This is a genomic window from Candidatus Saccharibacteria bacterium (genome assembly GCA_034521515.1).
Classification (GTDB): Bacteria; Patescibacteriota; Saccharimonadia; order Saccharimonadales; family JAXHMH01; genus JAXHMH01.
This window is the reverse complement of sequence record JAXHMH010000002.1, coordinates 669125-688405: the sequence shown is the minus strand read 5'-3', so window position 1 is coordinate 688405 and position 19281 is coordinate 669125. Positions and strand designations below refer to the sequence as shown.

At 43.7% G+C, this 19281-nt stretch carries 23 protein-coding genes; 16 read left to right on the top strand and 7 right to left on the bottom strand.

The window, feature by feature from the left end; all coding sequences use genetic code 11:
- Window positions 1-33: 33 nt before the first annotated feature.
- The 4 genes from U5K77_03605 (at window position 34) to U5K77_03590 (ending at window position 4624) form a co-directional block, all read left to right on the top strand.
- The gene (locus tag U5K77_03605) at window positions 34-924 is read left to right on the top strand and encodes a hypothetical protein (protein ID MDZ7744811.1); all 891 of its coding nucleotides are present in this window, start codon (window positions 34-36) and stop codon (window positions 922-924) included.
- Window positions 921-1934: a DUF4238 domain-containing protein gene (locus U5K77_03600; protein ID MDZ7744810.1), complete on the top strand. Its 1014-nt coding sequence runs from the start codon at window positions 921-923 to the stop codon at window positions 1932-1934. The genes U5K77_03605 and U5K77_03600 overlap by 4 nt, the downstream gene beginning before the upstream one ends.
- Window positions 1935-2415: 481 nt before the next feature.
- Window positions 2416-3258 carry a DUF2569 family protein gene (locus tag U5K77_03595; GenBank protein ID MDZ7744809.1) on the top strand — a complete coding sequence of 281 codons (843 nt, stop codon included), beginning with the start codon at window positions 2416-2418 and terminating at the stop codon, window positions 3256-3258.
- Between the two features lie 25 nt (window positions 3259-3283).
- Window positions 3284-4624 (top strand): hypothetical protein, encoded by a 1341-nt coding sequence (locus U5K77_03590; protein ID MDZ7744808.1) that lies wholly within the window; start codon window positions 3284-3286, stop codon window positions 4622-4624.
- A 269-nt stretch (window positions 4625-4893) separates the two neighbouring features.
- Here the strand turns inward: U5K77_03590 and U5K77_03585 are convergent, their stop codons facing one another.
- Window positions 4894-5601 carry a hypothetical protein gene (locus U5K77_03585; GenBank protein MDZ7744807.1) on the bottom strand — a complete coding sequence of 236 codons (708 nt, stop codon included), beginning with the start codon at window positions 5599-5601 and terminating at the stop codon, window positions 4894-4896.
- 241 nt (window positions 5602-5842) lie between these two features.
- Between U5K77_03585 and U5K77_03580 the strand changes: the two genes are divergently transcribed.
- From U5K77_03580 to U5K77_03555, 6 genes are all read left to right on the top strand, one after another.
- On the top strand, window positions 5843-7192 hold the full coding sequence (locus tag U5K77_03580) for an NAD(P)/FAD-dependent oxidoreductase (GenBank protein MDZ7744806.1): 1350 nt from the start codon (window positions 5843-5845) through the stop codon (window positions 7190-7192).
- A gap of 337 nt (window positions 7193-7529) precedes the next feature.
- Window positions 7530-7904 (top strand): S-adenosylmethionine decarboxylase, encoded by a 375-nt coding sequence (locus tag U5K77_03575; GenBank protein ID MDZ7744805.1) that lies wholly within the window; start codon window positions 7530-7532, stop codon window positions 7902-7904.
- A gap of 56 nt (window positions 7905-7960) precedes the next feature.
- Window positions 7961-8926: a right-handed parallel beta-helix repeat-containing protein gene (locus tag U5K77_03570; GenBank protein ID MDZ7744804.1), complete on the top strand. Its 966-nt coding sequence runs from the start codon at window positions 7961-7963 to the stop codon at window positions 8924-8926.
- Window positions 8927-9059: 133 nt separating this feature from the next.
- Window positions 9060-10835: a DUF2207 domain-containing protein gene (locus tag U5K77_03565; GenBank protein MDZ7744803.1), complete on the top strand. Its 1776-nt coding sequence runs from the start codon at window positions 9060-9062 to the stop codon at window positions 10833-10835.
- Between the two features lie 87 nt (window positions 10836-10922).
- Window positions 10923-11276, top strand: a complete 354-nt coding sequence (locus U5K77_03560) for a hypothetical protein (protein ID MDZ7744802.1) — start codon at window positions 10923-10925, stop codon at window positions 11274-11276.
- A gap of 11 nt (window positions 11277-11287) precedes the next feature.
- The gene (locus U5K77_03555; GenBank protein ID MDZ7744801.1) at window positions 11288-11875 is read left to right on the top strand and encodes a hypothetical protein; all 588 of its coding nucleotides are present in this window, start codon (window positions 11288-11290) and stop codon (window positions 11873-11875) included.
- 116 nt (window positions 11876-11991) lie between these two features.
- Here U5K77_03555 and U5K77_03550 read toward each other — a convergent pair whose 3' ends face one another.
- A complete protein-coding gene (locus U5K77_03550) occupies window positions 11992-12513 on the bottom strand; it encodes a superoxide dismutase family protein (GenBank protein ID MDZ7744800.1) in 522 nt (173 codons plus the stop codon).
- 367 nt (window positions 12514-12880) lie between these two features.
- Between U5K77_03550 and U5K77_03545 the strand changes: the two genes are divergently transcribed.
- The 3 genes from U5K77_03545 to U5K77_03535 all read left to right on the top strand — a co-directional run bounded on the left by U5K77_03545 (window position 12881) and on the right by U5K77_03535 (window position 14392).
- Complete coding sequence (locus U5K77_03545; GenBank protein ID MDZ7744799.1) at window positions 12881-13300, top strand: GNAT family N-acetyltransferase; 420 nt, start codon at window positions 12881-12883, stop codon at window positions 13298-13300.
- 192 nt (window positions 13301-13492) lie between these two features.
- The gene (locus U5K77_03540; protein MDZ7744798.1) at window positions 13493-13960 is read left to right on the top strand and encodes a hypothetical protein; all 468 of its coding nucleotides are present in this window, start codon (window positions 13493-13495) and stop codon (window positions 13958-13960) included.
- 63 nt (window positions 13961-14023) lie between these two features.
- A complete protein-coding gene (locus U5K77_03535) occupies window positions 14024-14392 on the top strand; it encodes a hypothetical protein (GenBank protein ID MDZ7744797.1) in 369 nt (122 codons plus the stop codon).
- Between the two features lie 74 nt (window positions 14393-14466).
- On the opposite strand, the gene U5K77_03530 is transcribed toward U5K77_03535, so the two are convergent.
- The 3 genes from U5K77_03530 to U5K77_03520 all read right to left on the bottom strand — a co-directional run bounded on the left by U5K77_03530 (window position 14467) and on the right by U5K77_03520 (window position 17153).
- Window positions 14467-15204: a flavodoxin family protein gene (locus U5K77_03530; protein ID MDZ7744796.1), complete on the bottom strand. Its 738-nt coding sequence runs from the start codon at window positions 15202-15204 to the stop codon at window positions 14467-14469.
- Window positions 15205-15227: 23 nt separating this feature from the next.
- On the bottom strand, window positions 15228-16145 hold the full coding sequence (locus U5K77_03525) for a hypothetical protein (GenBank protein ID MDZ7744795.1): 918 nt from the start codon (window positions 16143-16145) through the stop codon (window positions 15228-15230).
- A gap of 63 nt (window positions 16146-16208) precedes the next feature.
- Window positions 16209-17153, bottom strand: coding sequence for a DUF368 domain-containing protein (locus U5K77_03520; protein ID MDZ7744794.1), 945 nt, complete (start codon window positions 17151-17153; stop codon window positions 16209-16211).
- Between the two features lie 74 nt (window positions 17154-17227).
- On the opposite strand from U5K77_03520, the gene U5K77_03515 reads away from it, so the two are divergent.
- From U5K77_03515 to U5K77_03505, 3 genes are read left to right on the top strand one after another with little or no spacing between them, the layout of a single operon-like run.
- Window positions 17228-17542 carry a winged helix-turn-helix domain-containing protein gene (locus U5K77_03515; protein MDZ7744793.1) on the top strand — a complete coding sequence of 105 codons (315 nt, stop codon included), beginning with the start codon at window positions 17228-17230 and terminating at the stop codon, window positions 17540-17542.
- 12 nt (window positions 17543-17554) lie between these two features.
- On the top strand, window positions 17555-17809 hold the full coding sequence (locus U5K77_03510; GenBank protein MDZ7744792.1) for a glutaredoxin family protein: 255 nt from the start codon (window positions 17555-17557) through the stop codon (window positions 17807-17809).
- 32 nt (window positions 17810-17841) lie between these two features.
- Window positions 17842-18180, top strand: coding sequence for a rhodanese-like domain-containing protein (locus U5K77_03505; protein MDZ7744791.1), 339 nt, complete (start codon window positions 17842-17844; stop codon window positions 18178-18180).
- A 61-nt stretch (window positions 18181-18241) separates the two neighbouring features.
- Here U5K77_03505 and U5K77_03500 read toward each other — a convergent pair whose 3' ends face one another.
- Both U5K77_03500 and U5K77_03495 read right to left on the bottom strand, forming a co-directional pair.
- The gene (locus U5K77_03500) at window positions 18242-18535 is read right to left on the bottom strand and encodes a hypothetical protein (protein MDZ7744790.1); all 294 of its coding nucleotides are present in this window, start codon (window positions 18533-18535) and stop codon (window positions 18242-18244) included.
- A 12-nt stretch (window positions 18536-18547) separates the two neighbouring features.
- Window positions 18548-19252: a hypothetical protein gene (locus U5K77_03495; GenBank protein ID MDZ7744789.1), complete on the bottom strand. Its 705-nt coding sequence runs from the start codon at window positions 19250-19252 to the stop codon at window positions 18548-18550.
- Window positions 19253-19281: the final 29 nt, after the last annotated feature.

Here is a 19281-nt window from a genome sequence, read left to right as displayed (position 1 = left end):
TGAGACCTCGCCTACCTGATACAATAAGATTAGATGAGCTGGGAGCACAACGAAGCTAAGAATGATTTAGAGAAACTACAAAAAAGTATTGCCAACACTTTGCGTGAAAATAATTTCAGCGATACATTAAAAAACTCGCTTAGAGTGACCGCTCATATCCCTGAAATTGACTACTCAAAAATATTTCCAAGAACCCAGTCCGAGCAGATCCAAAAGCTGTTATCAGAAATGACACAGCAACACATTGGACAAGTATCAAAATTAGTAAAGACGTCCCTTGAACTTATCGCGACTAGTTATCCTGATAACTGGAGAGATGGTGAATATCTGTCCTTGCCAGATAATTTAGATAGCCTTATCGCTGAAGGTATCCCTTTAGCATGGACGCCACCCAGGGATATACTAGAAAAGATATTTTTATCTGAATCTCCTGGCAATCGTAGGAAAATTTTGAGTGATAATCATAAGTCAATCGTGAGGCATGGCTTCACGGTGCTTGATTCGATAGATTCATACGTTTTGTCGGAGTACGTAGTTTTTGCAAAAAAATCTGCCACGGCATTCGAGTGTGGTCATTGGGAAGCAAGTCAGGCGCTGAGCACTAATCTACTCGATTCACTTTTGTACAGAATATTTGATGAGCAATCGCGTATAAGTATCACGAGCCAGAAGAACCCCATAGACTGGAAGGAGGAGTCAGTTGGTATAGCTCTAGTGGTTGGCGCGATATCTGCTAGCTATGGAGAGTATTGGCCAAAAAACGGTGATAAAATTCCTAAAAAATACTCTCGCAATGCTTCGACACACGGTGTATCTCCGATGCAGTATTCTAAACTGAATGCACTGATTGCGCTCATGCATGTCGTAAGCTTGCTTAAATGTACTGAGATTGACTTAATCAAGCCAGAGGATAAAAATATATGAACAAAGAGGATCAACGACAACCAAGCAAAGATAAATTAGGGGCGATACACCATTATGTACCACAAGGTTATCTAAAACGGTTTGCAACCAAAAATAATCCGGACCAAATTGTTGCTTATGAGATTGGCAAGAAGCCATATATTACGAATATCCATAATATTGCCGGACAGAGAGACTTTTATACATACACCGTCGTAGAAACCGGACAAAAAGATTCAGCGCTAGAAGATGCGCTCGCCGATGTAGATGCCGAAGGTGTAAACATGATGCGCCTACTTGATGATATGACTGATGGTTTTATTGACTTGCCTGAAAAACAGAAAGGCAATCTACTCGCGTACATAGCTTTTCAGCATACGCGCAATCTTCAAGAGCGGAAAATGTGGGCGACCTCATATGGACAATCAACAAAAATGCATATGCAAGCTGTCGCATCGCACAAAAAGTCGTACCACAAGGATGCAAAGAAAGCATTCGGTGAAAAATACGACTACGAAAAGGTTGAGAATTCTAGAAAAGCGTTCTTAGACGGCAAAGCAGAGATTAAGTTTGACCCGATGGATCAGTATTTCATGGGTGCAGCACTAGATATGAGCAGAACGTTATACGAAATACTTTTCACGCTGAAGAAGGCGGTGCTCGTTAGTAAAACGCACGACGCAGGAGTATTCGTAACCTCCGATAACCCTGTGACTCACTACCTAACAGCGCAGCAGCGCGCTAAACGACCGGCGTTCTTCCAAGGAGTAGGCTATATTGATGCGATATTTCAAATTCCAATAAGTCCGTATAGATGCCTGCTGCTTGTAAATGAAGATATGGTGATGGAAACTTTTCAATACAATCAGGATGCAGTGAATTATATCAATTACTTCACCTATCACTTTGCTGATCGATGGATATTCAGCAACCTGGAAGACAGAACTATTACAGACCATTTCAAGAAGTTCAAGCGAACAGCACCAATTACCAGCATAAGCTCCCCGTTCAACAGAAGTAGCAAATTGTAGCTCTTCCCAATCTCCCGTGCATAGCTCTAGCACATTTCCTGTATTGAGCAGTTTTACGTCTTGCTCAGGACGCTCGAGCTAGCTCTTATTGCTCGTAATAACTTCAAGCCAATCAATGCGGCCAAAAGCAGTAGAGAGTAAGTCACTCCATAGGCTTGCCTTACCTTGCTCACAAGCTAGCTGACGTCGCAGTCGAGACTCAAGCCATCCAGCTTGCTCAAAGTCGCTTACTTGAGAATCCAGAGAACCCAGAGGAACCCAGAGGACTGTCCTCTAACACTATCTCAGATTACAGTAATGGATTGAGTGAGCATGCGTTCAGAAGGGGTAGTTTAAAGGACTCTGAAGATAACATAAAATAAAATATTTTTTTCGCATCGAATCGAAATGCAAGATTAAACGTGACTCTATGGCAAATCATGTATTCCAGCATTAGTTTATGGCTTGTTTTCGTATATAATCAAAATACAAAGAGATTTTTATGAAGCGACGTTTTGAAGATTTCCACAAAACTAAAAAATATATTGAAGCACTTGACGCTGCCTATCAGCAAGACAAGTTGTCAAAAACAGAAATATTAAAAATGCAGTCGAGGCTTGATCAGCTCGCTGATAAATATCAGGAGAACAATGAGATAGGGTCTGATCGTTACCTACTATATCAGCTCCAGGCAATGATTTTTTTAGCAAAAGAAAAATTTGAAGATGCACGGGGCTTCTTAAGAGATGCCGAATCATTAAAAGGTGATGATGATTTTGATTCAGAAATGATTAGTGCGTATCAAAACGGGGTAATCGGTCTAGACGATAATGAAATTCTTGATGCTTATCTCGGACGAGAAACTACTAAAGAAACTTCGAAATCGAACAACCATAAAAAGATAAACAATACCAAGACAATATCTGGTTGGCTTGCACTCTTTGGGCTTATGGTAATTGTAAGCCCTTTCATTAACGCCTACTATTCCATAACCAATATGGGGTTGGTTTTAGACAGCAATACAGATGTCCTCCCTTCGATTGCTGTATATGTTGCAATGGTTTCACTTGGGGGTATAATCATAGCGCAATTATTTTTTGTTTATTGGTTTTGGTTTTTTAGAAAAAAGAAATCTGCTCGGGCTTTTGGAATATTTATTGTAAGTTTCTTGGTTTTACTGTTGCTCTTTGAAATAGTTGCGGGAATAATTGTATTTTCTAGATTAGGCATGTTAAGTGACTTTACGCCAGGTATCGCAGAGTCTATACCTGGACTAGCAGTTTCTGTGGCTTGGCTGTTTTATCTCATAAAAAGCCAGAGAGTGAAGCAAACATTTGTAAACTGAACGTAGAGATTATATAATATATAAGGTGAAGCGTCTTCATGAAACTCAAGATTTTGAGTTAAATAACCAAAAAACAATCGGCGTCAGCAATATCGCTGCTATCTTTCAAGGCAGAAGGCTAGTGTATGGTAGTGGTGTCTTGTTTTTAGTGCTGATGTTTGCAGGGTTCACTACTGGCCACGCCAATTATGTTTTTAATGCGTATCCACCAATGAATCTTGGAGAAAATATTACTACACTTGAGTGCAATTATGCAGATAATGAAATCACGTTAGATGTAGCTACCTACGATAGCGTCTACAGGTATTATCATTACAATTCAACAAAATCATCCAGTCTTGATAACGCACATTTCAATCGACTGGCTGAAAGCCACCCTAACGACACTTTTATCGCTGAACTGGCTGATGATATAAGAGACTTAGGGTATCAATACGGACTAAATGATGATCAGTTGGTCGAGCTCACTACTTGCTTCATTCAAAACATACCTTACGATGAACAAAAGGCTGAAGTGGTCCTAAGCGATGCTTTCATAACAGATAGAGAGTTAGCACAGTACCCATACGAGACTATATACAATAACTCTGGTATTTGTACAGGCAAAACATATCTTGGTAGTGCTCTTCTACAAGAGCTTGGCTATGGCACTGGGATAATGCTGTTTCCTGATGCACAGCACATGGCGCTAGGCATCAAAAGCCCAGACGGATATACGGATTTTGGAACTAGCTATGCGTACATGGAGATGACGGCCCCAGGTTTTGCCCCGGGAGAAATACCTAGCAGTGTAAATGAGTCTAACGGCACGCCTGCTGTTTCAATAAGCTCTATTAATGATCTAGATATATCAGATGATCCTTCAGACTACGAATACACCCCATCCGGAACAATCTCGATGCCAAATATGATAGTTGACGTTAATGAAGGGCAAGAGTATCGTCGCATTGTAATAATTCGCAACCTTGAGCAAGAAATTATAAACCGGTTCGATGGTCTTGAAAGCAGCACCGCTACGCTTAATCAGCAATATGATAAACTTATGCGCCTCGATGCCAATCAGGCAAGTGCCTATAATACATATCTCGCTACACCGTCAACCACTCTAGACTGCGGATATAGCTATGATTACTCGTATAATTCCTACTACTACGATAGTTATTACAGCCCATCCTACAGGTATTCTTGCGACACCGTAAATAATCCTAGAAAGAGTCAAACGTACAACAACTATCTTTATGCTCTTGACAGTTATAACGCTCAAGTAGACTACTATAACCAGTTAATCAGTGAGCACAACAGACTTGTCGATGCCGTTGAAATAAAAATAGATCAGTATAAGTCATTCGATTACCACGAAGCTTGATTACGATAAATGTACTGGCAGCAGGATGTTGTCTAGTTGAGATATATAAAATATACAGTATCATTACTGCACCACTTTGCCTGCCATTGAACGGAGTGTAGACTGCGAGATAAACGGGAAGAAGTTAGTGCAGGTCAGTTATCTGTCGGGAACCCAGAGGACTGTCCTCTAACAGGGGCGTGGATTGTGATTTTAGATACGTGCATATTTTCATATGACTACCTTTTTTATATGGGTTCTGTATGACGTGCAGGAGCTAATGGTGCGGACTAAAGACCGTTTACATTGGACAAATCTTGGGCATTTTCTGGTGGTGTAATAGTCACAGATACATCGTAATCATATTCGATCACAAAGCTACTGTTAGCCTCATCGCTCTCGATGCGGACAATCCGGTTACTACTGTTATCAATGTAAGTTGTGGTATCGGTATTTGTATCTTCATCAACGTATGACCAAACATCGCATGTTCCGGAGCTGCAAGGTGAGCTACCTTCGTAAGTAGCAATATCGCGGAAGTCGTTGTAGTCTTCTTCGTTAAAGTTGAACCTATCCGGGTTAAACGGGCTGGCACTATTGGCTGAATCTTCATTATTGTTGCTGAACTTTACGCAATCACTGCCATCTTGGCAGGCGTAGGTACCGTCTGGCGTGACGTACATTTCTGAACTAGTACCGTTATCGGTAAACTTATAGACTATACTTCCCTGCCCGTCAGACTCGATAGTGCCAGAAATCTCGCCGTCCTCATCAGAACCGGAAATCGTTGCAATGTAGGCGACCTCTTCTGTATCGACCGGATTAAAGCCAGGCTCGGGTGTTTGTCTGTCATTATTATCTGTTGTGGCTTGTTCTTCTTGGTTTTGTTGATTGGTTACATCATCGCCGGTGAAGTACATATATGCAAACACACCGCCGACTACAATAATGAGTCCCGCAAAAAGACCAATTAACTGCTGCTTTGTTAGTCCCATCATACCCCCTGAGTTATTTTCTTACTCCTACCATTATACGTGTCGATGCAATAAAAATGTAACTCTTAGCATTGCGGTTTTTTGTCCAAAATAATTGGTTTGCTATTATTAAGTAGTTGCTTAATCAATAAATGGCACGTGTTTAATCTGCAGAAATTAACCGTTGCTTTATACTGGACGCAATACAATTACATTTGATTTAAAATAAGCCGGGCATTCCGGTGCCAATTTAAGGGGGAACAATATGGGTACAAACAACACTTACGATTTAATCGTACTCGGAACCGGAGGAGCTGGCTATCAGGTTGCGATGCGCGCCAAAGAAGCCGGCAAAAAGGTAGCCCTCATCAACGACGGTCTTTTTGGTGGAACATGCTCTGTTAGAGGTTGTATTCCAAAAAAAGTTTTAGCTGGCACAGCAGAAATTGCTGATATTAATCGACGCCTTGCTGACCTTGATATCGTCGCATCACAACCTGCAATGAATTGGTCTAGCTTGATTACCTTCAAGCGTAGCTTTACCGATGACATCCCCTCTAGTACAGAGAACTCCATAAAAGAAGCCGGGATTGACGTATTTACCGGCAGCCCACGCTTTACTGACAACTTAACACTTGAAGTCAACGGCTCAACACTAACTGCCGATAAAGTTCACATTGCTGTTGGTGCCAAACCTGCAAAATTACCTATTGATGGATTTAAGCACATGATTACAAGCGACGATTTCTTGGAGCTTGATGAGTTGCCAAAACGAATCATCTTCGTTGGTGGCGGTTATATATCGTTTGAGTTTGCGCACATAGCATCACGTTTTGGAGCCGAAGTGACGATATTACACGGTGACGACAAACCGGTTGCCATGTTTGATGACGACATGGTAAAAGAACTCTTAAGTGCATCCGAAGAAATTGGTATTAAGACAGAACTAAACCAACTGGTGACTAGCATAGAAAAAACTGCGGACACGTTCTTGATAAAAACAAAGAGTGGTCAGTCGTTTGAAGCTGATTTGGTAATGCACGGCGCCGGTCGCCCCCCTGCTATTGCTGAGCTGAACCTTGAAGCGACAAACGTCGAGTTTGATCTTAGACGCGGGGTTATAGTTAATGAGCATTTGCAAAGTGTGTCCAATCCCAACGTATATGCTGCCGGTGATGCCGCTGCAGCCGGCCCGCCATTGTCACCCGTCGCCGGTGTTCAAGGATCAATTGTGGCCAAGAACATTCTGGGTGGCAACCTCGAGCAACCAAATTACCTGTCTACCCCAAGCGTTCTGTTCACGACACCAGTTGTGGCGAGTGTTGGCCATAACGAGGCAAGTGCTACACAGTCCCAGTTGGAGTACGATGTTATTAATAAAGATACATCAGGCTGGTTCGACGCAAAAAGACTAAATCAAATCCATTCAAAAAGTAAGGTGCTCGTCGAGAAGAAATCAGGTAAAATCATCGGTGCTCACCTTATCGGGAACCATACCGAAGACCTAATAAACATATTCAGTCTCGCGATTGAGCTTGGCCTAACCACTGATGATATAAAAAAGCCGATTATGGCCTTCCCAACGGCGAGCGATGACATGAGATCTATGTTCTAGAACATGCTAAAACACATCAAGCAATACGCCACTAAGATAATAAAAGATAGTCACGGAAATGTTGTTATAGGCCAACGTCCAAACGCGATACTTATAATATGGGCTACTTTGGCACTTGCACGCCTCTTAGTACCTGCATCACATTCCCTGCATCAAGGTCTCGGTTGGGCAACGTTGTTAGCCGGACTTATCTGGTCAGGACTAGAGCTAACTTTAGGTGTAAATTTGTTTAGACGCTTGCTCGGAGGGTTAATTATGATTTTCTTACTTAGCCGTTTTTTCACCTAAACGCTTTTACATATAATCCATTCAACTTTCGACGTGATAGCATACATATATGCCCAATAGTGAGAACAAGTACGGTACCGAGCTAATTCTTGATTTGTACCAGTGCGATGTGTCTAAATTCACCGAGCAAACATTACGCGTATTTTTTATCGAATTATGTAAAGAAATTGATATGGAACGATACGGAGAACCAATGTTTTGGATTGATAATAGCGACACCCCACACCTAAAAGGAGTCTCTGCCGTTCAGTTCATTACAACCAGTAACGTTACCATACACTGCCTTGACAAACTTCAAACTGTTTTTATTAATTTATTCTCCTGTAAACCTTACGACACCAAGCAGGCAAAAACCTTTTGCGAAAACTACTTTCAAGCCGCTGACAGTAGAGAGTCCGTGATAGGCAGATATTACAATTCTTAACGACACTCTAGGCAAATGAGCGTATAATGGGTATTACCTAAACAGGAGGAGTTAGTATGGTCTATAACTATTATCAAGGTGTGGTAAGAGAGCGTATTAGCAAGCTAGCCTTGCTAACGATAGCGCTACTCTTTTCTTTAACAGCCGCGATCGGTGTGTTTTCAAGTGCTGGCGCGAGTGATCACTGTCAAACAACACCAGCCGGCACGGCCAATTACGTCAATGAAGTACCCAATAATGCGTTTACTGTAACGTGTGAAATTGGTATTTACTTTGACCAAAACGGCACGATTAACCGCGCACAGGTTGAAGGCGCTACCGACAGTGCAATGTCAACCCAGTACGGTATTTACGTTGACGGCGCTAAAGTAGACGTCAGAAATTCTAGCGTGACGGTGGAAGAAGACTATGCCAACCGATTTGTTGGTGTAACGTACCAAGACGGAGCATCAGGTGCAGTTCGTAACAGCGAGTTAACTGGTGCACTTCGTGCCGCTGTTGTTGTTCGTGGTGCAAACACAGATGTATCCGTGCAGAAGAATTTGATAGCCGGCACCGGGGCAAAAACGAGCGGATGGGCAGAAAACGGCGTACAAGTCGACCAAGGTGCAACCGCCAGCATCAAAAACAATCAGATTGAAGGATTTTGGTGGGATGGCGAATCTAACTGGGCGTCAACCGCTATCATGTTGTTTGCAGATAAGTCTTCTGTGGTTAACAACGATGTAAAAGACAGCGAGTTCGCTTTTTATGTAAGCGGCGACAAAAATAAGGTTAAGGGTAACACAACCAACTCTACGGTTGTGAGTTCTGTATTCAGCGCTTATGGAATACTAGTTTCCGGCGAGAAAAATCATATTGCTGGCAACAAACTAACCAGCGACGATGGAGCCGTAGGTGTCTACTTCTTCCCAGGATCTGAAAAGAACCGTCTAACCGGAAACCGCGTGAGCGGCTTTGCATACCCAGTGTATGACGGCGGAGACAACGTAGTGAGAGGTCTAGTAACCCCAGTACAATAAAAACACAGTAAAAATATCTTTTAAAAAGCCGCCTGCTTAAAAAGGGGCGGCTTTTTAATGCATAGCCACAATAATAACCTGCAGTTAACGACCACCGCGATCCAGCTTGTATTTCTGATGATACAATAACCTTATGAAGCGTTTGATTGCCGGCTTATGTTCTATACCAATTCTTTTGCTGTTTATTCCAGCAACCTCGAGCGCTCAATCCGTTGATAACTTCACGTTTGATTCTTTTGATGCCGACTATTACCTATCCCAAGACGATGAAGGCCGCTCGCATATGCGGGTTGTTGAAACGCTGGTTGCTCAGTTCCCAGACCATGACCAAAACAAAGGTATCGTGCGTGAAATCCCCATAACCTATGATGGACACCCGCTTTCTTATGAGTTTGTATCGCTTACGAGGAACGGGCAGCCGGAGCCAGTTTATGATGAATCCAAAGAAGGCGGGTTTGCAATTGTTGAAACCGGCACCGATGAATACGTAACTGGCCAGCAAACGTACGAGTTCACTTACACCCTCCGGGACGTCACCCGCGATCTTGAGAACACTCAGGAACTTTTCTGGAACGTCAACGGTACTGGCTGGCGACAACCCTTTGAGAGCGTAACCGCCCGCGTACACTTGGATGACTCTACAAAAAACGCCTTCACTGGCAAAATTACCTGTTACCAGGGCAGGCCTGGTTCTCGTTATAACTGCGAGAGTCAGATCGGAGAAAGCCTCGTGACGTTTACGACTACTCGTCCGATGAAATCTGGCGAAACACTGTCGCTGGTTATGGAGTTTGAACCTGACGCCTTTTCTGCATTTGCTGAAGGTAGTGCCGGGCTTGTCCGTTGGATTATTGCTGCAATCTCGGTATTTCTAACAGTCGCCGGTACGTTTCTAGGCATAGTTGTACGACGCCGTTCACCTGATGCACCGGGGAGAGGTACTATTATCCCGGAATATACACCGCTAAAACATATTTCGCCCCTGTACTTAGCTTCAATTTATGAGAATAACAAAATGATGTCTCGCGCCGTGACTGCTCAAATTATGGATCTGGCGGTGCGCAAATTTGTGAAAATTATTGAAACCGAGCGTAAGCAACATTTTTTCAGCAGCAAACCGGTATTTGAACTGGAGCTAAAGAAGACCAAAGGTCTTTCTGACAATGAACTAAAGTTCTTGAGCGCCTTTTTTGGCGACATACTCAAACCCGGCGCACGCTACAATCTATCTAAAGCAAAACCAAAAACTACCAAAAAGCTCCACAGACTAAAGACAAAACTTGATAAGCAAAAAATAGACGACGGCTACCGATATAAGGCCAAAAATCTGTGGTTACCGCTGGTTGTTCTGGGAATCGCCTTCGTGTCAGCACTGGGAGTATTTATCAACATGTCAGAAGCCGGATTTGTGCTATTACCACACCAGGAATGGCGAACCATACCCTTACCTTTGAGTGTCATCGCCTTTATTGTTATGAGTATTATACTTGGTAAAAACGCCAAGCCGTTAACCAACAAAGGCCGAAAGGTAGTTGACTATCTAAAGGGTGTAGAAATGTACGTCAAGCTGGCAGAGGCTGATAGATTGCGATACCTTCAGAGTCCAGAAGGAGCCTTGCGCACCAGTGTTGACGCCAAGGACACCGGCCAAGTGGTAAAGCTCTATGAGAAACTACTGCCCTACGCAGTTTTATTAAACCAAGAGAAACAGTGGTTCAAGCAAATTGGCGATTATTATGAGCAACAACAGTCCGCACCAGCTTGGTACGCCGGAACAAGCAGCTTTAACGCGGCTCATTTTTCAACTGCAATGAGTCAGGTAAGTTCTACCGCTACGACATCAAGCGGCAGTGGGTTTTCCGGCGGTGCCGGCGGAGGCGGCGGCGGAGGCGGCGGTGGAGGCCGTTAAAACCCCCTAACCCAACCTTGGTTTACGCCAGTGCTGCGAAGTGCTACTATTGATGTAGACGTATAAATTAAGAGGGGGAGACTCTATATGGCGAACGACAACGCATCTGCAGACAACGACAAAAAACAAAACGGTGAAGATCTTGAGCAAGTAAAAATAATGGCAGCACTCGCCTACTTTGGCATTTTGTTCTTTTTACCACTAGTAACCAATCCAAACAGCCAGTTTGGTAAGTTTCACGCAAATCAAGGGCTGATGCTACTCATTTTTGGGTTTGCCGGCACCACAATAGGTACCATAATCCCACTTATCGGTTGGTTTTTGATTCTGCCGGTTGTGAGCATCGCATCGCTCGTATTCTTTGTTATGGGCATCATCAACGCGCTCAACAAGGATATGAAACGACTACCGCTCATCGGTAACTTCGATCTCATTAAGTAACAGGAAATATTATGGCTGAAAATACATCACCTTCTAAAGACAACCAATCACAACAAACGCCTCCACCACCAAATCAGGGTCAGAAGAAGACATTAAAAATTATCCTGATTGTACTGGCAGTGCTTGTGGTGTTAGGTGTGCTTGGCACAATGCTGCTTGGCTTTATCGGTGCCAAAGTCGGTAAAGAAATATTCGAGCAATCTACCAACACGCAAATAGAAACCGATGGAGACAATGTTTCTATAGAATCAGACGACGGGTCACTGCAGGTTGGCGGTGCTGAATTGGCAGACGACTTCCCAAGCGAAGTTCCGCTTTATGACCCAGCTACAGTTACGTCTTCTAGCTCATACAGCGCCGGGGAAAACAAGGTTTGGTCTGTACGGCTCACGTCAGACGACGAGGTGGATGACATCTACGCCTTTTACGACGACGAGTTTAGCGACGGTTGGGAAGTTCAGTCTACAAGCTCGCGCAATGATACCAGAACCATTAGCGCACTGAGGCAAGATGAAATTACACGAGTAAACGTGGTGATTGAGGCTGGCGACCAGTCTGAGCTCACGCTTTCTGTTACTCGCCTAGAGAACAACGAGTAAGACACTACTACCAAAAAATAATTTAAACGAGCAGGAAAAATCTGCTCGTTTAAATTTTATAAATCTACTTTTAATCGTACTAGACTGCTCGTTGCGCTACTAAAGCAATACTTTAATTAAGCTTGTTCAATTTTGCCGCAGGCAAGCCTTGGGCCGCCACTATGACCAGAACCAGTTTCACCTGGCGTATGTGGATCTGGATTAGCGTGCACCATCAGAGATGTGCCTTCTTCTGGCTGCAAGATTGATACCGGTCCATCAGACAACGTTACGCGAGTAGTTATTGTTTCTAGCTCGCCCTTGCCTTGCTCGTCAACAGTAATACTTGGTAAGTCACCGGCGTGATAGCCATGGTTGGCATCGGCATCAGTATTACCAGAAGGGCCTGGATCAAAATGACCACCGGCACACTTGAACCCTTCGCACTCGCAGTCACCCTTTTCGTGAATATGCACGGCGTGCCGCCCGGGCGTGAGTACGCTTGGGTCACCATCTAACGCTAACGCTATGTGCACATACTTCCATCCATCCACGTCGTATTCGGTAAACTCTGCTGTACCCTTTATACTCGGTCCATCCACCTGAGCCTTGGCCTGGTTAGTTATATTTTTATCTTCAGCATCTAGACGGACTTTCATCGATTACTCCTTTGCTTTATTGCATAAATTGCAGCTATCAGCCCCGATGCGGCGACGACACCTACTGCAATCCAGGTTAATACACCTAGACTTAGGGTGTGCTCTACAGTGTGATGCGCGAAATTTACCATGTAATACCCTCCTGTTATGACCCCTAGTATAGTGGATATGGCAATAAATTAACAAGTGAGCAGTACGTAGTACATAGTACACAGTACCTAGTGTGTAGTACTTAGAGGTTAGCGGATAGTGATGAGTGGTGAGTAGTGAGGAGTGAGTTATGAGTAATGAGGGGATAGGGGTTAGTGGATAGGGTTAAACGGTAGAAATGTAGCGATATAGTATGTTTTATTGTATTATATAGCTTATGTCGAACCCAGAGTTTTGCCCAGAACCACCACAACGGGTGACTTTTAGAGGTATTGAGACAGGCCCGAATGATCTGCAACTTGAGTTTGAAATTGATGATTATACTTATCTTAACGCGACTCACAACACGATAACCGGTATGTTTGGTATCGCCACCGTGAATGTTCGTCCAGATCTACGCAGGCAAGGTGTTGGTACACGATTATTGCAAGCGGCTTTTGATACTGCGCTAGACTATGAAGCAAGATTTATCCATGCAACACTCAGATCTCGTGAATCGATTGACTTAATGCAAGGATTTTTTGGTAAAGACGCAGTCTCAATCGACAGACTTGGAAGTTATGCTCAAGATTACGTCCCAGACTTTGCCAACAACAATGCAAAACTCTTTTTTGAGATTGACCCCAGCGAACTCTAAACCAAAAACCCAAGCACTGTGTACTATGTACTAGATACTGCGTACTAGGTACTGTGTACTGTTGTGCTGTGTACTGGTTGCTGGGTACTGGGTACTAGGTACTCACGTCTCACTACTCACCGCTCTCCACTAACACGCAATGGTATAATTGTAATCACGAACGTAATCATAATGGATAATGGGGGCTCAAGGATGAATAAGGGGTTTTTAGCAATAATAGCGATCTTTGTACTAGTGGCCGGCATCGGGATATTTATGGTATTCCAGGATAATGGTGCTACCAATGGAGCCAATAACCCAGAAACCTCCACCCAAGCTACTGACCAGCAGACAAATACGAACCCAACAACAAACAACAGCGATTCTCAAGACCCAAGCTCAACTGCTTCTGACGCACAACAGGTAACCTACGACGGAAGCTCTTTTAGCCCAAGCGAAATATCTATCAGTGCCGGCGAAACGGTAATTTTTACAAATAACGCTGATCGTTCCATGTGGGTGGCTTCCGATACGCACCCCAGCCACACTGACTTACCGGAATTTGATTCCGGCCAAATTCCAGTCGGCGGAACGTATAGTTTTACTTTTGAAGAGAGTGGAACGTGGGGTTACCACAATCATCTAGCCTCACACATTACCGGTACTGTTATTGTTGAGTAATCTAGCCCGACAAAAAATATGTTATGTTTTGCGGTAACACATTAGCGTGTTAGGGTGGTGCTTATGGAACAAAATTCAAGCAAGGATAAATCTACAGACAGCAGCGGTTTTTCACGCGGGCTGAAAAACTTTAATTATATGGTCTGGTCAACAATCGGTGTCGCCGTATTGACCCTAATGGCAGTTGCAGTTTTTGGTAGCGGCACGTGGGTAGAGAACCTTAACCTAACTAAACAACCAGAAGTCGCCCAGCAACAAGACACTCAAGGCTCTCAAACACCACCACCTCAACAACAGCAACAGCAGCCAACCCAGGAACAACTTGACTGCGTAAGTGATGAGGTCGGCGAAGAACGCTTTACTGAGTTACAACAAGGTCAGCAACCCAACCAAGAAGAAACAGCTGCTATTCAAACCTGCTTAAGTAGTTAAAGCACTGGATACGCTTCTTGCATTAAACGCGCCAGTCGACTGGCGCGTTTAGCATTATCCGTTATTTTTTGTTTTTATCGATATTCGGGGTTGTCACTTGCAGCATTAGTAACCTCTTGCCATCCCTCCGTGGTGTTACCTACTGCTGGCAGACCATTGTTGTCTTTTAACAAGCGTGCCATGTGCATTAAATTCCAAGCCATGAAAGTGGTGTTTCGATTGGTAAACTGATTATCAAAACCAGCCGGCGGATTAAGCACCTTACCGTCCCACTCGGTGTCTCCGTAACTCGGACCTGGTCCAGCCTCACCCAGCCACGCACAGTCTGCCTGCGGCGGTATGGTGTAACCAATATGCCCCATAGCATACAAGATATCCATCGCGCAATGCTTTGCTCCGTCTTCATTACCCGTAATAACACACCCGCCTGTCTTGCCATAATAAGCATACTGATTTTTGTGGTTCATGTCGCCGCTATAGGCGTACATCCGCTCAATAACTTGGGTAGCAACACTTGACTTTGCGCCAAGCCATATCGGGGTTCCAATCACCAAAATGTCGGCATCCATAATTTTTTGCTGAATCATCGGCCAATCATCAGTTTGCCCTTCTTGGTTGCCGTCTTTGACCATGCCAAAGGCGATTTCATAATCAAGCGCGTAGCGATGCTCAATCTTCACTCCTTGCTCGCTCATGACACTGGCTGCTTTATCCATCAATGTCTGTGTGTGCGATTGCGCTTTATCCTGCTTAATCGAGCAATTTATAAATAGTGCTTTTAGATCGTTATAGGCTGTATTTTGTTTATGCATACACTCATTATACGCTTTATTCGCTATGGTGTTGGTTTTACTTCGGAGTTCTGAGTATTCGTATTGTTAACAAAGATATATATAGATGTTGCAGCTGCTAAAAATGCTCCGGCAGCAATAAGTTCGAGGTTCTCCTCTACAAGATGATCCATCAAGTTAAACGCAATAGGGTACCACCAATGTGTTGCCTGAAGTGCAGCCCAAGCAGATTGCAGCCCCGGGTCGCCAATACTTAGTGCAAAGTTATAGAACTTGTCACCAGCAATCTCGTATACGTTTTGAGATACCAGCTTAGAAAATGCAGTACCTGCGAACGACAGAGATCCGGCTGCAAAATAAAATACATAAGCGATGATGATATATACCTTGGCGCGTGCCAACTGCTTCAGTGGTGCACCATAGCGAATATAGGCGTACACAGGAATGCCGCCAAGCACTATGAAGTAAAGCATCTCAAATAGTGTGCCAAACACGCCTTGATCTTGCTCATCAGCAATTGCTTGCACATAACCCATAAGAGTGTGCCTAATGCCTGCAGCATCCTGCATGAGCATCAATAGCAAAGCTACAGCTATCAGTAGCGTAAACATAAACAGTTGCGTAGTTTGGCGGCGAGCTTCCTTACTGGTTTGAGCTATTCGACGCGCATAAAGACTGCCGGCGCAATACATCATAATTAAAGCTGAGCTGCCGAGCAAACCGTATTGGAGGATCTCCGCCAACCCACCATTTCTACCCCAGTGAGCAAAAAATAGAGGCACATAGTCAGTGTAAAAATATAACGGGTTAACCGCAAAAAGTATGTCACGTAATCCAAAAACATTGCGCAAGTCTACAAAATAAAACGCCAAAAGCGACACAATAGCTACACAAACACCTGCAAAAAAAATGTAGTCTGGCAGTGTTAACCGCGACAATTGTTTTTGTAATGTCCGTTTCATAATTCTATTAGAATATCATAAAACCAGGGGCGCGTTTATATTTATATACTGTTAATCATGTGTCTATTGTCGGATATCTTCGAGACGATGATCGTGAATGATACCTCGCTGACCAAGCCGGACAATTAATATCGCGGCCACTACTATTATGATGAAAACCAAAAGTAGCTTTAGGTCAATAGACGGCAAAACATTACGCGTTAAATCACCTTCTACAATTTCTTGCCAGGGCCATACTTTACGGAGCGAGCCAATCATCATACCGATAAGCAGCGCAACTACTACGTTGTGATGAGACAGTAGTAGCCATGACAACAACCGCGAAAACAGCGCTAACCCTATTGCCCCGCCGATAACTAAAAACAGTAGTAGTGAGATATTCTTATCCGACACAGCCTGCAACACTGCCGTATAAGAACCAATTATCAACATGATTAATGATCCGGAAATACCTGGTAGTATCATGGCGCAAAATGCCACGAGACCAGTCAAGAAAAACACCAAAGGCGTGGCTGGCAAATCACCGGCAGTTAAGCCGACGATTAAAAACACTGACACTGCGCCTGCGACCAACGCCAGCTTATCCTGCATACGCCAACGTGGTAACCGCTGGCTTACAACATAGACTGAGCCGACTATCAGCCCAAAAAAGGCAGCGTAAATATAAGTCGTGTGATTATCAATCAAGTACGAGACAAGACCGGCCATAGTAAAAATAGCCAACACGATACCGCCAAGCAACGGAACCAAAAAATTAAACGGCACACTGCGAAAGGCGGCGATGATGTTACCTTTCAAAGTAAGTGTGATTGTCTTGCTTGTGACACTTTTAATGGCCGCCACTAACTCTTCGTATATACCAAAAATAAAGGCGATTGTACCGCCGGAAACTCCCGGAACCAAATCTGCCAAACCCATAAAAGCACCGATTCCAAACAGGTTAAACTTGCGGTTTGACTTACTTGAGTTATTTGACAGTTTTGTATTTTTAGCTTGTCTTGTCACCATTACAGTATAATGCCAGTCCGTAAAAAATCATAAAATCCTATTGCAGATGTTTAAGTGTATGCTAAAATACTTATATGCAATCAACTAGCATTCATAATCCACAACTAACCAACTCGGAAGAGCGGCTAATTTATATCATGCAACTACTTGGCGACAAGACGCGTTATAAGTTGTTCAAATTGCTCATGTCTCGCCAGGAAATGTGCGTTTCAGAAATAGCAGATGAACTAGATATATCACCGTCAGCCGTATCGCAACACTTTCGTAATTTTGAGATTGTCGGGCTAGTTGATAAGCAACGGTTCGGACAGCGCATATGTTATGTTTTGAAGAACCAGGATGATTTAGTTCATAAGATCGAACAAATCGCGGTTGAAGAAAGTAAATAAAGGAGGGCAACCATGTCTAAAATAACAATCTATAGTACGTCAACCTGCGGGTATTGCAAAATGCTCAAGAGCTACCTGCAAAACCACGATATAACGTACGATGAGAAGATAGCCGATGAAGACCAGTCACTCGCCAAAGAATTGTATGAGAAAAGCGGTCAACTTGGTGTGCCGTTTACAATCATTGAGCAAGATAATGGCGAAGAAGTGAGCGTGCTTGGTTTTGACAGGCACAAGATTGACCATGCACTCGGTCTTGCCAAATAATAGTAAAAATATCGACTAAATTAAGGGGATCTATGCCACGATCAATCACGGCAGCAGAACTAAAAGACCTACGACAAAACAATAAGCAAACCGTTGTCATAGACGTACTTGCGCCAGAAAGTTACGAAGCACGTCATATTCCAGGTGCTATAAACATACCTAACGGACCAGAATTAATCCACGAGGTAGAAAAGCAAAACATCGACAAGGATACGCCGCTTGTTGTGTATTGTTCTTCGGCAACGTGTGGGGCTAGTCCCGCCGCCGCTGCTTCAATCGAGAAAGCTGGTTTTACAAACGTGGCTGATTTCGACGACGGCCTAGCAGGCTGGCAAGATGCAGGCTTTGGTTTTGAAGGATCCGCTGCTTAACCAGTCTCTTATCTACCTTAAAACCCATGCTAAATTTAAACGCGCCACTCGACTGGCGCGTTTAACGTTTTAGGGTTTGTGGGCTCAATCGCCAAGCTGCTAGCTTGTAAGTAATTGCGAACATAGAGGTGAACGCCAGTCCACTGATGCAAAAAGTTGCCAGTGCAGCCGTTGACGGGCGTAACATGATTAAGCCCGCACCGGTTCCAATCATATACACCGCAGCTGTTACAACGTACTGCTTGATGCGTTGCAGTACACCTTTACGTAGAAGTGCCGATGCTATACCGTGCGCAACCACACCAAACGAGATAAAAGCACCGGCAATATGTAGGGTTAGTAAGGTTTCAGACATAACAGGTATATCCTAAAGAACGATAGTGCTTTGGACAAGGTGAATATGCAAAAGCTGTAGAACAAGTAAACCAATTAATCCAACAGCAATTAACAAAACCACTCTGACAAATTGACTGTCATTGCTCTGTTTTAAAGTTTTTATGAGCTTGCCGTTATTAGCATGTAGTTTAAGCGTGAGGTAGGCACCAACCACTCCAAATGCCATAACCATAAGATAACCGGTTATCAGCACCACCCAAGAATATTCATTCCAAACTCGGCTAAAGGCCACCATAATAAATGCGGTGTACCAGGAAACAATCGAAACCGCGCCCGTTAGTGCAAACAACCAGTACTTAGACTGAAGGGAGGCAGACCGAAACGACTTTCCGATGCTCTTTTTCAGGTACGGAAATACCTTGGTATGAAATATGATACCGTTTGCTACCAAAACACTAAATATAATTAGCTTCATCTGGAAAAAACTCCATCCCAGGCGTGGTATTTCGCCCAGTTCCCTGTATTCAAGCAACATAGCTGCCGCACCCGACACAATCAGTAATGCAACACTTGTCCAGACCAGAAAAGATAGAGTTTTTATTAACTTGTACTCGTCTTTAGATACCTGCCCGTCTTTAGTTGAGCGAATAAACACCAAGTCACTAGCAGTAGCTCCGCCTATACCAAACGCGAAACCAAGTAGGTGTAGTGCGACCAGGAATGTATGAAGTTCCATATTGTATGCCTAAATTTCTATTATTATTA